Source organism: Bacillus sp. GMs2/2, assembly GCF_050172095.1.
Taxonomy (GTDB): Bacteria; Bacillota; Bacilli; order Bacillales; family Bacillaceae_G; genus Bacillus_A; species Bacillus_A cereus.
Map to the genome: position 1 here is coordinate 1 of NZ_JBNLYE010000095.1, position 14746 is coordinate 14746.

Below are 14746 nucleotides of genomic sequence, written 5' to 3' on the forward strand. Positions count from 1 at the left end.
CAACCTCTGTATCGTGCTTAATCTTATTAATAGAATTAATTGCTACACTGCTCATAATTACCATACCTAAAACTGCTAATGAAATAAGCGCTAATAATTTATATTTCACTTTTAAATTTTGTAAAAAATACATTTTTCCACCTTTATTCCTTTATATATAGATTTTTAGAATTTTATAGCTTATTATTTACAAAATCGTAATAAAAAGCAATGATAAATATTCCCAATATGAAACTTATATCTCTATAAAAAAAGAAGTAGCTATCATGCTACTCCTTTTTGCTTTGTTTCTCATATTGTTCAAACGTATGAATTCTTTCAAAAATTGGTGGGTGCGTGTATAAGAAAAATTTTACTAACGCAGGCGGATTTACTTGGCTTAAACTTGTTTTTGATAAATATTGAAAAGTTTTCACACCAGATTTCCCATCCTTCGTCATATTTAAAGCATATTGATCTGCCGCTCTTTCTTCTATACGTGAAACGTAGTTTGTTGCTGGTTGTGCTGCAAAAGAGAGGACAGAAGAAATTAAGAAAAATAAAGGTAAAATGGAGAAACATGCTACTTTTGAAATTTGCAATGTATCTCCCCATTTGCGAATACACATATTTATAATACGACTAATTAAAAACATACCTATAAACGATAGCAATACATAACTTGCAACGCCAAAATATATATGTTTCATAACATAATGCCCCATTTCATGGGCCATTATAAATAAAATCTCTTTATCTTTTAACTGCTTAAGTGTTGTATCCCACATTACAATACGGGCGTTAGGGCCAATTCCTGTTACGTAAGCATTTAATGCATTCGTTTTTTCTGACATATTTACTTCATATACGTGTTTAGCAGGAATGTCCGCTTTGTCTGCTATCGCTAAAATTTTCGTTTCTAATTCTTTATTTTTCAGCGTCGAGAAGTCGTTATACAGTGGATCAATAACGACAGGCTGTATGAATGTTAAAAAGATTGTAAATGGAACAGAGAGCGCCCATCCTGCGAGCCACCATCTCTTCGGAAATTTACGGATAAGCCATAATAGAACGGTAACTACGATTAACATAGTCGCATAACTTTCCCAAAAACCGATAACATGATCTTTTATCCAGCTTTGTGTACTTTGTGTTGAAATGCCGTAATCAACGGACACTTTCCGGCCAATCCATTGCATCGGTAAGGCAAGCACTGTTGTCAATAATGATAAATAAAAGAAATAAATCGCAACTTGCAAAACACTTATTTTAGTCGTTTCCTTCGACCATTTCTCAAACTTTCTTGAAATACCTAGCACAAGTACAAATAATAAAATAATCCATTCAAGAGGCGTCGCTAAAAAGTATAGTAAATTTTTCACGCGCGAATAATCTTGGCTTAGCGTAAGCTCTCTCGTACTCATAAACGTTTCTGGATCTGCACTCGTTCCCTTATACATGTCCGGAATAAGTTCATGATTCCATCCAAATAAATACCAATATATAAGTAACGCAAATCCAACGTACAAAAAAAGCGACCAACCGATAACCTTCTTCACGCTATTCCCTCCTCTATGCTGCCTGTCTATTATTATTGTAAGTTCGTACACGCTAAATTAGAACAAGCTTATTATGTGAATTGCTCTGGATCTTTTTATTTACATAAAAAAACTCTTCTACATAAGAAGAGTTTTACCTATCTTTAAACACTTTCTTCGGTTCACAATCCGTACACTTACAAACCAACACGTACCCTACTTCCTTTTTAGATAAAATAAAAAGCCTCTTTAAGGAAGTACATCTATTAATAAACTAAAATCTTGTAAAGAGAAAGAACTATATTTCATAATACCCTGTACGGCTAAAAGTAAAACAAGACCGATCACACACATATAGTTAACGCTTTCTTCATTCTTTTTTTCAGTAACGACTCCACCACTTATACATAAAATCCCTAGCAAATGGAGCGCTAAATACATGAAAAAATAAGCTTCCTCCCAGCGCAAAATAACATTCACTGTCGTTATTAACACTAGACTAAGTAAAATCAAATAAAAAAACTTATTTGATGATATCGTTTCATTCATATAATTTTATACATCCCTTTCAAATTTCGAATTAATGATGTTTCAAAGCTATAAAGTAAATGATTGTTTTTATACCATAAAACAAAAGGAAAGCCACCATTACTTTCTCGAATACTTTATGAATCCACATATACTTCTCTTCATTCTTTTTGAAGATGCGCTTCATCATTTCTTCTACAATTAGACCAAATATTAGTAAAACCCCGAACACAATAAGAAGAGAAATAATATTTTCTTTTAAATGAGTACTAGAAAATAAGTAATACTCTGGAAACACAATCGTATCTACTACAGGTTGAAGCAAATGACAAACGCTTTTATCACACATATCTGTAATAGACGTAGAATCTATAATGTCTTTTAATATTTTTTCAACCGTCTTCTTCATCTTATTTACTCCCGACTACATCTGAAAAGCTCTTTTCCTGCTCTGCATATATAACCGGCACTTCTTTACTCCAATATTTGCGATTAACAAATAAAAAGATAAGTACTAAGTTTAATCCTGTTATAAAAATAATAAGTCCAGGAAAGAATGTCGTATAATTTGAGAAATCGGCAAAACTAATAATTTTTTCTCTACTTATTAGAAAAGACGCACCTATTACAAATGCATTGTTTAACATATGTATTGCAATTGGCATGAGTAAACTTTTCGTACGAATATATACGATTGACAATACGATGCTGAATATGGCTGCACCGAGGAAATCAACATGTAACAACGCAAACAATATTGCTACAACGATGGTCGCTATGCTCGTTCCCCATTTTGTTGCAAAACGTTGAAGTAAAAATCCGCGAAAAACAAATTCCCCGATAATTGGTGCGATGAATACGACCCTAATGACTTGAGATACATATCCCCCAGTACTATCTACAATTGGTTCATGCAGGGCGTTCATAATAAAGTCCGGTGTAATCCATGCAAAACTATACATATACAAAATAAGATACCCGTAACTAAACATGCATAACATAACCGTAATGTATAAAACTTGTACCAAGTTAAATGTTTCATTTTTATTAACAAATAATGAAAATGAAATGTGGTGCTTTCTATACTCATAAGAAATCCATACCATCGGAAGGATATAGAATATAAGGATATTTATAAAAGAAGAATTTTGTATATGAAATATACTTGTTAGCAAATCGCCACTACTTCTCGCTATTAAAATTAATAGTGCAAATACAATTAAAAAATATCTAGCTCGCATCACTTGAAACGGGTTCACACTCATCTCCTCCCCTATGTTACTTTTATCATATCATTTGATTCTTAATTTTTTGCGAAAGAAAACCTTAAAATTTCCTTAAAAATTCCATAAGTTACAAAATGATGATATGATATTCGAGAAAATTAGGAGGGATGTTTATGTACCAAGCAAATATTTTACTCGTTGATGATGAAACAGCAATTTTACAATTACTAACTACCATTCTTGAAAAAGAAGGCTTTTCTCATATTACAACTGCAACATCAGCTGAAATGGCTTTATCTCTAACTAAGCAAAACAATTACGATTTAATTATTTTAGATGTAATGCTTCCTGGACAATCTGGTTTTGATATTTGTCCAATCATTCGCCAACAAACAGATTGTCCAATTTTCTTCCTATCAGCAAAAGCATCTGATTTAGATAAAATATCCGGATTTTCATACGGTGCAGATGATTATATTACGAAACCATTTAATCCATTAGAAGTAGTAGCACGTATGAAAGCACAGCTTCGGAGACATATGAAACAAACCGTACCACACGAACAAAAACCACACTCAATTTCATTTGGAAGATTTGAAATTGATCAGCACTCTGCAGAACTAACAGTAGATGGGCACATTGTCGAATGTTCTGCTCAACTCTTTCAACTACTACTCTTCTTTTGCGAGAATCCGAACTACGTATTTTCGAAAGAGGAAATATATGAAAAAGTTTGGGGAGCACCTGCCTATAATGGCGATGACAACACTGTTATGGTCCACATTCGAAAACTACGTGAAAAAATTGAACATGATCCAAGTAAACCAGAATATATAAAAACCGTTCGCGGGCTTGGTTATAAGTTCGTTACAAAGTAGGGTGACGATATGAATTTTAATAAACGACTTATTATTCAATTTATCATGCAACACGTTTTTGTTTTAGTTACATTACTTATCGCTGTAGTTGCTGCTTTTACTTATTTAATTTTTCTTCTTACTAGTACTTTATACGAACCTAACATTCCGGATTCTGATAGTTTTACAATTTCAAGATACATCTCTTCAGAAGATGGGCATATTTCGTTACAATCTGAAGTGCAAGATTTAATAAAGGAGAAAAATGATTGGCTCCAAGTTGTAGATGAAAACGGAAAAATCCTCTACCACTTTAATACACCAAATGATGTTCCGGATGCTTATACGAAGACATCTTTAGTCGCATATATACAGCATCATATCGAAAGCAATTATAAATTTACATATTGGGAAATTGAATTAGAAGAAAAGAAAGCACTTGTTATTTATGGTGGTATGTTAAAAAGCAATGCGTTACTGACAGCAATTCAAAAGGAGCATTCCTCTTTAACGATGGATTCGTTCGCATTAACAGACCAAGAAAAACAGTTACTATCTAAAGAAAAAGCAACACTTCAAATATTTAATCAAAATGGCGAAGAGGTTTTTTCCTATCCAACTGGAAAGAAAAAAACATTTTCAGCAATACAAATTGCCCTTAATGAAAAAGAACCGTGGAATCATAAAGAAAACACGTCTAGCTTTTACGATGCAAATAGTGGCAACCTTCTCGTTGTAACTGCAAAAAATGAGCACTACTATCCAGATGACGAAATTGAAGATGTATTTACTAAGAAGTTTCTCATCGGATGCGGATTAATCCTTCTTATCGTATTTGTTTATTTAGTCATTCTTTCTATTTGGTACGGTAATAAATTCGGAAAACCGTTATTACATGCGATGCGCTGGCTAAAAAATATCGCTGGTGGAAAGTATGAAGAACCTATTAGTAAAAAAGGAAAACCTGTCAGGTTCCGGCGATCTGGTAAAGAAAAATGGTCATTCCGTTTGTTTAGAGATGTAACAAGTTCACTAGAACACCTTTCTATTACACTCAAAAAAAATGATGCGATGAGGCAAGTACTCCAGCAAACACGAGAAGAATGGATTACCGGTCTAACGCATGATTTAAAAACACCACTTAGCTCTATATATGGCTACGCATTATTACTCGAATCGAATCAATATAACTGGACTGATCGTGATATTCAGCAATTTGGTAGTGTTATGAAAGAGAAATCTCAATATATGACGACATTAATTGATGATTTAAGCTTAACGTATCAATTAAAAAATAACAGCCTTCCTGCCCAACACGTAAACGTTGAAATCAATCAGTTCGTTCAAAAAGTATTATTGCAATTTATTAACAATCCAACACTCCAAAATCAAAATATTGAATTCGTACCGAGCTCAAATAAAATTCAATATTTCATTGAAGAAAAATGGTTCCAGCGTATTATCGAAAACTTACTCGTAAACGCGGTAAAACATAATAACGAAACAACTACTGTCATCGTAAAACTATCACAAAACGCTAATTCCTTTACACTCTCCATTTCAGATGATGGAAAAGGAATGGATGAAAAAACGAAAGAACTTCTATTTGAACGATATTACCGCGGAACAAACACAGAAGAAAGCAACATTGGAACTGGACTTGGCCTAGCCATTACAAAACAGCTCGTTCATGCTCATAACGGGACAATTTCCGTTGATAGTGCACTCGGAAAAGGAACGACGATTATTCTTGTGTTTCCGTTTCGTTCGTAGGAAAGACGCTATGTGGCGTCTTTTTTTCTTTTCTGGGAGAGTTTTACGGTAATTGAAATTATGCAGATCGTTTTTTTGGGGTGTTTTAGCGGTATATGAAATTATATCGGCGCAATTCAAAATATATCAGCGATTTTCTAGATATATCGACTTACCGACAAAAATCGACAATACTAACCTACTTCCTCTACTACTATACAAAGTAAAAATAACCCTTCATAACTCACTATGAAAGGTCACTCCATATTTCAGCTATTTCCCTACTAACACAAACACATTCTCATCAGGTGCTTCCATTACTGCAACATGTCCTGATTCTGTTGGAAATGGTTCGCGAATCCACTTTACATCTTTATTATCTTTTAAACTCTCATACGTTTGTTGTACATCTTCTACTAATACTTCGACTTCCGTAAAATTAATATCCGGATGATTGCTTATTACTAACTCCGAACTTTTCTCATCTGGAAATTTCAATCCTATTAACGTCCAAATAGCTCCTTCTTCTAGTTCTCTTTCTATCATCCAGTTTTGCTTCATTCCCATTTCTTTATAGAAAGAAACTGATCTTTCTATATCTTTCGTATGTATAGATACACATTCTAGTTTTTTGAACATTTTCCCATTTCTCCTTTTATGAAAAAGCGAACCATCTCCCAATGATTCGCTCTTACCTTATTATTTTTTCTTCACCGGTATCCAAAGCTCTACTTGTGCAAACTCACTCTTATCTTCGTGGCAACGCTCATCGTACAGTTCAAACTCTGTAACTCCGCAATGTTCATAACCTGAATGTGGGAACCATTCTGAGAATACTGCATTCCAAGTTTGGTGAATAGACGATACCATTTCTTTATGAGGAACTTTCGGCGTTGTAAATACTGCATATGTTGCTGCAGGGAAAGTACGCTTTGCAATTTCATTTGGTACATTTTCAAAGTCTGTAACTTCCATTCCAATAATATAAGTGAAGTCCCCTGTTTCTAAATTAAAATCAGTACATAATCCAAGCTCTACCCATTGGCTCGTATCTTTACGATTCGGAATCGTTGTTCCAAGATCTTTTTGTAAATATTCTTGCCAAAATGCTGGGATGTCTTGATGGTTCTTCCCCTCTTTACTTGTCGTCTTCAGTTCATAACCTGCCATTAAAAATTCTGGTTTATTTACAATACGATATTCCATTTGTATGCCTCCTAAATACGGATTTAATTTTCTTTGCTTTACATTCACTCTGTAATACATCGGTGTTTCGATTTCTTGTTTTCGATATTCACTCGGTGTCATTTGAAATAATTTTTTAAAGGCTCTCGTGAACGTTTCGTGAGATTGAAAGCCATGCTCAAATGCGATATCAATAACTTTTTCATCCGTATGAGAAAGTTGATAAGCTGCCCGGGCTAACCTCCTCTTTCGAACATACTCCATTACTGTATCACCTACTAACGCCTGAAATACACGATGAAAATGCGACTCAGAAAAACCTGCAACCCGCGCTAAATTACGCAGCGTTTGTTTTTCCATTACATCTTCCTCAATATAATCAATTGACCTTTGAATTTGTGTTTCATAGCTTTCCATCTCTGTTCACCCGCCTTATATGTATTATGATAAAAGAGAACACAATCCAATTCTTGACGTTTTTTACTATAATTCCATAAAAAATTGTAACTTTTTTATATGTATTTCGTTGTTATGTATGAAGGGAGGGAAATGTAGTGAAACGCAAACAATCATTAGAAGAAATTTACTCAGAGCATATGCATGATTTATTTCGCTATCTTCTCTCCCTAACCGGAGATTCCCACTATGCGGAAGATCTCATGCAAGAAACATTTTACCGAATGCTCGTCCATATTGATTATTATAAAGGCGAAGAAATTAGGCCGTGGTTATTTACAATAGCCTACAACGCCTTTATCGATTGGTATCGAAAAGAAAAAAAGTATAACACAACTACAGTGGAAGAATTCCATTTACCAAACGTGCCAAGTACAGAACATGAATATTTCGTAAAACATGAGATTGCTAGTTGGTTAGACAGTTTATCTTCTCTTCCGCTCGAAAGACGAAATGTCCTACTACTACTACGAGATTACTATGGATTCTCCTATAAGGAAATAGCAGAAATGACTGGTCTCTCATTAGCGAAAGTGAAAATTGAATTACACAGGGGACGAAAAGAAATAAAAAGCATAAAGGAGTGATACAGATGGGCTGTGCAGAATTTAAAAAACTATGGAAGAAGTATGAAAATGGAACGCTCACGCATGATGAACAAGAACTGTTAGAAAGTCATATTGAGTCATGTGAAGAGTGTGAAGCTTACTTAGATGAGCTGTTAACAAAAACAGAACCAATTAAGAAAAAGTTACCTCCAAAAGATCTTAAAATTCCTTTTTGGAGAATTAAGTGGAAACATCGTTTACAAACGTTTGGTTTTATATTATCAATTTGCATCGTTATCTATATAATCGGCGGGGTATTATCAGCCTTTTATTTTCAAGCTAATAATGATAAAAGGCTAAAAGAAATTAGAGAGGTTCCTTCGCTGGCACTTGAAGCAACTATCCCAAATAGCCGCGTTATGGGAGGCGGAACAAGTGTAGAAGCTTTTTTCCGTACAAATAGCCAATTTGATTTAGTAAGAACCGTCGGTAAAAAAGAAATGCCACTTGGTACAATAGAAACAAAAAGCTTCTTATCATCTGTAGATATCACGAAGCAAACTTGGATGAATCCGTTCTATCAACCAAAACTCTTCTTTGTTCATCCCAAAACAGAGCAGGGTGATTATTTAAAGGATTCATCAAAAAAAGTATGGGATACACTTGCAAAAGTACATGATGGAACCGTTGCAGAAGTAGCAATTTCTTTTGATAAAGCTTACACTTTAAAAGAATTAGAACCGCTTTTATATAGCATATTCGAGGCACAAGAACTCCCTCCAACTCCTGTATGGTACGCTTTAGATACAGGACAAGAAAGAAAAAATGTAGATGACTATATCCTACATGGCGGAGAAGCTATAGGGTTTCCAGAACATGTAAGATTCCTCGATAATGAAACTGACGGGCAGAAAACGCAAGAAGACAAAGTAACCGAAATGATGCGCGTTCTTTCTATCCATAAAAAAACGGTAAGCAAAATAGCAGCGCTTTCTGAGAAAGAACTAAACTTAGATAAACGTTATCAATATGTAAAGGATAACGGTGTAAAAGTATACGGAATTGTTATTACTGGCCCATCGAAAGAGTTATTAAAATTACAAAACTCCCCGCACGTACGTTATGCGACTCTTGGAGATATTGAGATTTGGAATTGGTTTGATAATTAATAAAAAAGAAGTAGCGCTCTAAAAAAGATGCGCTACTTCTTTTTTATTCCGAAATCAATTTCACATACATCCCTCTCACCGCTTTTTCATAAGCAATATCACTCATCTGTCTTATGTTTTCTGACACAACAGACGACTGAACGATTTTTCCTTCACGAAGTAACGGCGGATCAATAAGACGCACTTTATTTTTCTGATGTAAATCATAATCGTTTCTATCTTCTTTTACTTTTACATTTCGATGAACTTTGCTTAATAAAGCTTCTACTTCGGGGTCATTACATTGTTGCAATTTTGAAATAAGCTCCTCATCTTCAAGAAGAAAATCATCTGCATGAATAATCCTTTTATGAAGAGCTACCTTTAACGTTTTCGCTAACATATCATTTCCGTAAATATTCATTGGTTCCATAAAGAAATCGATTACTTCCTTGTAATACGTTTCTGTAAACCATTCTGCCATTTCGACACTTTGAACAACCATTTTCCCATCTACAGCGATGACATCTTCTAAAAAACTGTGAACTTCTTCTAAAGAAACATACCCATATGTATACATATCTCGTAATGTATAATCCACTCTGTCTGCGCATAATTCTGGTGCTGACCTTTCGAGTAACGTCCATTTCGAATCATCTAACAAAATATCTTCATAGTTATAACCATACTTCGCAAGAATCGCTGGAATTTCTGAGTTTTTCACAACAGAACTAAATATCTCTTCATGATAACTTTCATCTTCATTATCAAAAACGTAATCAATCACATGGGAAAAAGCAGTATGCGATACGTCATGCAGTAAACTAGCAATCTGTTCTTTTACTGAACCACCTAATTTTTTAACTAATAACATAACACCAACTGAATGATCAAAGCGCGTTACATTCCATTTCTCGTTCATTAAGTAACTTGCGCCATTTTGATGAATACCTTTTAGCCTTTGCATAGACTTACTTGAAATTAATTCTTCTACTACTTGATCCACTTCAAATTCTCCGTATAGTACATCTGATATGATCACTTACAATCCCCCTTTATTTTAATCGAGTCTTATAATCTTATCTCTTTTATGAAATTAGCACCAACATAAATATTTATTGTTATTTGTTTTTATTTAAAAAAATAGAGAGCCATCAGCTCTCTATTTCATAACCCCTATTCAAATGTAACTTCTACCTGCACAATTTCCGACCTACTACCAAGTCTAAGCGGTGGTCCCCAGAATCCGAAACCAGAAGAAACAATCGCGTGGAATGCACCTTTTTGTGCGTATCCCCAGTCTAGCTCGTACATTCTTCTCGTTACAATATGATTGGGCGCCATTTGTCCGCGGTGCGTATGACCGGATAATAATAAATCTACACCTGCCGCTGCTGCTTGTTTCAACTCAAATGGCTGGTGATCCATTGCGATAACAGGCATCGATTTATCTACCGTACTCATTAATTGTTCAAAGCTTTGACGATCTCGCTCTGTTTTATCTCTTCTTCCAACGAGATAAAAGTCATCTTCAATTGTAATTACTTCATCTAAAAGAATACGAATATCAATCTTATCCATCTCTTGTAAAAACTCTGGAACCGCTCTACCATAGTATTCATGGTTCCCTAAAACACCATATACGCCTAATGGTGCTTTCATTTGTTTCATGATTGGTCCCATATTCTTTTGAATGAACACACCTGGATGATCATCGATAATATCACCTGGCAGTAAAATAATATCAGGTTCCATCTCATTTACATGACGAACAAGCCTTTTTAAATGCGAAACGCCAGACAGTTTACCGAAATGCATATCAGAAGCCATCGCAATGCGTAAACTTTTACGTCCCTCTACTTTTTTCGGTATGTGCACCTCGTACTTTCTTACTACCGGGCTATACGCATTAAATACTCCATACGCAAAGATAAAGATAAATGCAGCTATCACAGCCGCCCCTGTCCAAATAATTGCCGCTTCTTTCTCTACTGAAAACTGTAAAAGAAAGACCATAATATTAGCTAATGGCAACAGCATAAGCGCATATTGTATAACCGCAAACCAAATCGAACCTATCGTTCGCAGAAATGGCAAAAACTTAAACACTTGCACGAGAATGTACGCATATGAAATAAATGCAACTATAAAAGCATAATATCCCCAAGATTCCCAGCCAAATACCGCATGAAGCCAAACCCATCCGTTCCAGCCGATGTAAAACATAAGTAGTGTGTATATAATTAATATGGTAAATATATTGAGATAACGAAGATTCTTCACAGCCAGCCTCCTTATTGATTTCTTTTATTATAACTTGTTATGCACTTATAACGTAAATATTAAGCACTTCGCTCATCATAGCAAAAACCTATAGTTGTTAGACTTGTATCTAACAACTATAGGCACCATTTATATCAACATTGTTTTTACAAATGCTCTTTATAAAAACTTGTTAATTTTTCAACTGCAATTCTTACTGGTTCTGGTTGGTCGTATAAATCGTAATGACTCGCACCTTCCACAACAAGTAAATCTTTTTTCTCTGAAGCTGCTTTCTCATACAGCTCATGACCATCTTTATAAGAACCGAATGCGCCTTGCTTGCTACCGACAATAATTTGCAGCGGCTGCGTTAATAACGTATCTGCTAAATGGAACGCATCAAAACCAATTACCGATCCCATACTCGTAAAGTTTAACTTATTTGGCGAGTTCACACTTTGACCTCGCGGCGTTGTGTAATACTCAACTGCTTCTACAATATCTATATCGGTCATACCCGCTGCTACTAACTCTTCCTGATTTTTAGGAATCCAATTTGTAATCATTTCCTCTGCTCCGCGTGCTTCAGCAGTACGTTGTTTACCAATTGCCTCTAACACACCAATCGGGTTAGACTCACGATTTAAACGACCGATATTTGCACCAACAACTGTACCAACTGCTTTAATGCGGCGCTCTGTCATCGCAGCATTTACCGCATAACCACCGCCTGCACAAACACCTAACACACCGATACGTTCTTCATCTATATAAGGAAGAGTAGTTAAATAATCTACTGCTGAGCGAATATCCTCAACTCGCGCAGCTGGCTCTTCAATATATCTCGGTGTACCTTCACTTTCACCTTGATATGACGCATCAAACGCAAGCGTTACATATCCTTGTTCCGCTAACTTCTCGGCATACAATCCTGCTGTTTGATCTTTACAGCTACTACCTGGATGCACACAAACAATCGATGGATTTTGTTTCTTTTCCTCAGCACCTTCAGGAATGTTCAAAATACCTGCAACTTGTAAACCTCTTGCATAAAATCTTATATTTTCCTTCATAACTGCCATATATAAAACCACCCTTATCTTATTATTAATTTTACACTTGTGAGAGTTATTACTCACATGTATATTTATAATAAAATGAGTAGAACCTTGTTTCAATGACCACATTTACGCATTTGGGTGATAATACACACATAAAGAAATATGTGTATCAACAACGGAGGGACACGATATGGAGAAAATCGATAGAAGAATTATAAAATCACAAAACGCCATTCAATCGGCATTTATAGAAATGTTAATTACAGATGGATTTGATGAAATTACAGTTAAAAACATTACCGAAAAAGCAAACATCGGAAGAAAAACGTTTTACTTACACTATCTAGATAAGTACAATTTATTAGATAAAATTGTGGACGATCATTTAGACCAATTAAAAGAAATATGCTACGAGAAGCAAAACAAAGAATTTATAGAAGGAACAATCATATGGTTTGAATACTTCAAAGAACACAAACCATTTTTTGCGGCACTATTTAGAAGTAAGAGCACCTTATCATTTCAAAAAAAATTACTAACTTTCATCATGGGTGAAATAGAGAAAAAATTAAATACAGACACATCAGTAAATAAAAACATCGATAAACATATCGTCTTAAAATTTTTAGGAACAGCTGTAATGGGCATTTTAGAGTCTTACGTGTTGGATGAAATTGATAGTGATGTTGCGTTTGTTGCGACGCAAGTTGGAGAATTGATTAGGAGGAATATATAAAATGAAACTTTAATCAGTGGGGATTTATTCATCCCCCACCTAACTTCTTTGCTTTCGCTGCATTTTAAGGTGGGGGTCTTACTGCCCAGCAAATAGCGGGATAAAATAAAACCGCATCAATTTTCTTAATAAGGATTGATAAAATGCTATTATCTCTATCCTCCAAAACTCATCTATGCAATTATGCATAACCATCCATTCCGTTTTATTTTCATGTTACGATATAAATGTAATACGACATATATCGACAAAGATAAAAGGAAGTGATTGTATGAAACGTTCTAAAACATACTTAAAATGTTTAGCATTATCCGCTGTTTTTGCTAGTAGCGCTGTAACTCTTTCAACACCTGCTGCTTACGCTCAAACGACGTCACAAGTTGTAACAGATATCGGGCAAAATGCAAAAACACATACGAGCTATAATACATTTAATAATGATCAAGCTGATAATATGACAATGTCTTTAAAGGTAACTTTTATCGATGATCCAAGCGCTGATAAACAGATTGCCGTTATTAATACAACTGGTAGTTTTCTAAAAGCAAATCCTACTATAAGTGATGCACCTATTGATAACTACCCAATCCCTGGCGCTAGTGCAACATTACGTTATCCTTCACAATATGATGTTGCATTTAACCTTCAAGATAACAGCGCTCGTTTCTTTAACGTAGCACCTACAAATGCTGTAGAAGAAACGACTGTAACATCTAGCGTATCTTATCAACTTGGTGGCTCTGTTAAAGCTTCTGTAACGCCTAATGGCCCTAGCGGTGAAGCTGGTGCAACTGGTCAAGTCACTTGGTCTGACTCTGTAAGCTATAAACAAACTAGTTATAAAACAAATTTAATTGACCAAACAAACAAAAACGTAAAGTGGAACGTATTCTTTAACGGATATAACAATCAAAACTGGGGTATTTACACACGTGACTCCTACCATTCTTTATACGGAAACCAACTGTTTATGTACTCTCGCACATACCTATATGAATCTGATGCAAAAGGTAATTTAATACCGATGGATCAACTTCCAGCATTAACAAATAGCGGTTTCTCTCCTGGTATGATTGCTGTTGTTATCTCTGAAAAAAATACAGATCAATCTAACTTACAGGTCGCTTATACAAAACACGCCGACGACTACCAACTTCGTCCAGGCTACACATTCGGAACTGCAAACTGGGTTGGAAACAACGTAAAAGACGTTGATCAAAAAACATTTAATAAATTGTTCACACTAGATTGGAAGAATAAAAAATTGGTAGAGAAAAAATAAAGTAAAAAAACGAAGGGCTATTTAAACTCTTCGTTTTTTTACTTATTCATAATAAGATCCCGCGAGTAATACCGTCGCTATGAAATTCCATGATATATTTTTAGGCATCTCTTCACCTTTATTTTGAAAAGCATCCATTAAAATATCAATGCTTTCGTCACTTATAATCAATTTATCCCCTTTTA

The 14746-nt window shown here is 34.9% G+C and carries 15 protein-coding genes; 6 read left to right on the forward strand and 9 right to left on the reverse strand.

Features of this window, described 5'->3' with window-relative positions; translation table 11 throughout:
• Positions 1-269: 269 nt before the first annotated feature.
• The 4 genes from ACQGS6_RS13865 to ACQGS6_RS13880 all read right to left on the reverse strand — a co-directional run bounded on the left by ACQGS6_RS13865 (position 270) and on the right by ACQGS6_RS13880 (position 3304).
• Entirely contained in the window at positions 270-1538 is a 1269-nt protein-coding gene (locus tag ACQGS6_RS13865) for a M48 family metallopeptidase (RefSeq protein WP_000755729.1), read from the reverse strand.
• A gap of 228 nt (positions 1539-1766) precedes the next feature.
• Positions 1767-2066, reverse strand: coding sequence for a DUF2101 family protein (locus ACQGS6_RS13870; protein WP_001006050.1), 300 nt, complete (start codon positions 2064-2066; stop codon positions 1767-1769).
• A 31-nt stretch (positions 2067-2097) separates the two neighbouring features.
• Positions 2098-2454, reverse strand: a complete 357-nt coding sequence (locus tag ACQGS6_RS13875) for a hypothetical protein (RefSeq protein WP_025967000.1) — start codon at positions 2452-2454, stop codon at positions 2098-2100.
• 1 nt (position 2455) lies between these two features.
• The gene (locus ACQGS6_RS13880) at positions 2456-3304 is read right to left on the reverse strand and encodes a CPBP family intramembrane glutamic endopeptidase (protein ID WP_001067984.1); all 849 of its coding nucleotides are present in this window, start codon (positions 3302-3304) and stop codon (positions 2456-2458) included.
• Positions 3305-3444: 140 nt separating this feature from the next.
• Between ACQGS6_RS13880 and ACQGS6_RS13885 the strand changes: the two genes are divergently transcribed.
• Positions 3445-4149, forward strand: coding sequence for a response regulator transcription factor (locus ACQGS6_RS13885; RefSeq protein WP_000283870.1), 705 nt, complete (start codon positions 3445-3447; stop codon positions 4147-4149).
• 9 nt (positions 4150-4158) lie between these two features.
• Positions 4159-5901, forward strand: coding sequence for a sensor histidine kinase (locus tag ACQGS6_RS13890; RefSeq protein WP_001010440.1), 1743 nt, complete (start codon positions 4159-4161; stop codon positions 5899-5901).
• 252 nt (positions 5902-6153) lie between these two features.
• On the opposite strand, the gene ACQGS6_RS13895 is transcribed toward ACQGS6_RS13890, so the two are convergent.
• Positions 6154-6519 (reverse strand): VOC family protein, encoded by a 366-nt coding sequence (locus ACQGS6_RS13895; protein ID WP_000473643.1) that lies wholly within the window; start codon positions 6517-6519, stop codon positions 6154-6156.
• 60 nt (positions 6520-6579) lie between these two features.
• Positions 6580-7482, reverse strand: a complete 903-nt coding sequence (locus tag ACQGS6_RS13900; RefSeq protein ID WP_000446853.1) for an AraC family transcriptional regulator — start codon at positions 7480-7482, stop codon at positions 6580-6582.
• 137 nt (positions 7483-7619) lie between these two features.
• Between ACQGS6_RS13900 and ACQGS6_RS13905 the strand changes: the two genes are divergently transcribed.
• Positions 7620-8108, forward strand: coding sequence for an RNA polymerase sigma factor (locus tag ACQGS6_RS13905; RefSeq protein ID WP_426965231.1), 489 nt, complete (start codon positions 7620-7622; stop codon positions 8106-8108).
• A 5-nt stretch (positions 8109-8113) separates the two neighbouring features.
• A complete protein-coding gene (locus ACQGS6_RS13910; protein ID WP_025966997.1) occupies positions 8114-9238 on the forward strand; it encodes an anti-sigma factor in 1125 nt (374 codons plus the stop codon).
• 43 nt (positions 9239-9281) lie between these two features.
• Here the strand turns inward: ACQGS6_RS13910 and ACQGS6_RS13915 are convergent, their stop codons facing one another.
• The 3 genes from ACQGS6_RS13915 to ACQGS6_RS13925 form a co-directional block, all read right to left on the reverse strand.
• A complete protein-coding gene (locus ACQGS6_RS13915) occupies positions 9282-10259 on the reverse strand; it encodes an HD domain-containing protein (RefSeq protein WP_000587072.1) in 978 nt (325 codons plus the stop codon).
• Between the two features lie 134 nt (positions 10260-10393).
• A complete protein-coding gene (locus ACQGS6_RS13920) occupies positions 10394-11500 on the reverse strand; it encodes a metallophosphoesterase (RefSeq protein ID WP_000793735.1) in 1107 nt (368 codons plus the stop codon).
• A gap of 146 nt (positions 11501-11646) precedes the next feature.
• A complete protein-coding gene (locus ACQGS6_RS13925; RefSeq protein WP_025966996.1) occupies positions 11647-12564 on the reverse strand; it encodes an alpha/beta hydrolase in 918 nt (305 codons plus the stop codon).
• A 169-nt stretch (positions 12565-12733) separates the two neighbouring features.
• Between ACQGS6_RS13925 and ACQGS6_RS13930 the strand changes: the two genes are divergently transcribed.
• On the forward strand, positions 12734-13279 hold the full coding sequence (locus ACQGS6_RS13930) for a TetR/AcrR family transcriptional regulator (RefSeq protein WP_426965232.1): 546 nt from the start codon (positions 12734-12736) through the stop codon (positions 13277-13279).
• A 271-nt stretch (positions 13280-13550) separates the two neighbouring features.
• Positions 13551-14561, forward strand: coding sequence for a beta-channel forming cytolysin CytK2 (gene cytK2, locus ACQGS6_RS13935; protein WP_000830629.1), 1011 nt, complete (start codon positions 13551-13553; stop codon positions 14559-14561).
• Positions 14562-14746: the final 185 nt, after the last annotated feature.

What these genes read in the sequence shown, in the direction of transcription:
- ACQGS6_RS13870 (WP_001006050.1), bottom strand. Translation starts at nt 2,066, where the DNA reads ATGAATGAAACGATATCATCAAATAAGTTTTTTTATTTGATTTTACTT.
- ACQGS6_RS13875 (WP_025967000.1), bottom strand. Translation starts at nt 2,454, where the DNA reads ATGAAGAAGACGGTTGAAAAAATATTAAAAGACATTATAGATTCTACG.
- ACQGS6_RS13885 (WP_000283870.1), top strand. Translation starts at nt 3,445, where the DNA reads ATGTACCAAGCAAATATTTTACTCGTTGATGATGAAACAGCAATTTTA.
- ACQGS6_RS13890 (WP_001010440.1), top strand. Translation starts at nt 4,159, where the DNA reads ATGAATTTTAATAAACGACTTATTATTCAATTTATCATGCAACACGTT.
- ACQGS6_RS13895 (WP_000473643.1), bottom strand. Translation starts at nt 6,519, where the DNA reads ATGTTCAAAAAACTAGAATGTGTATCTATACATACGAAAGATATAGAA.
- ACQGS6_RS13900 (WP_000446853.1), bottom strand. Translation starts at nt 7,482, where the DNA reads ATGGAAAGCTATGAAACACAAATTCAAAGGTCAATTGATTATATTGAG.
- ACQGS6_RS13910 (WP_025966997.1), top strand. Translation starts at nt 8,114, where the DNA reads ATGGGCTGTGCAGAATTTAAAAAACTATGGAAGAAGTATGAAAATGGA.
- ACQGS6_RS13925 (WP_025966996.1), bottom strand. Translation starts at nt 12,564, where the DNA reads ATGGCAGTTATGAAGGAAAATATAAGATTTTATGCAAGAGGTTTACAA.
- ACQGS6_RS13930 (WP_426965232.1), top strand. Translation starts at nt 12,734, where the DNA reads ATGGAGAAAATCGATAGAAGAATTATAAAATCACAAAACGCCATTCAA.
- cytK2 (WP_000830629.1), top strand. Translation starts at nt 13,551, where the DNA reads ATGAAACGTTCTAAAACATACTTAAAATGTTTAGCATTATCCGCTGTT.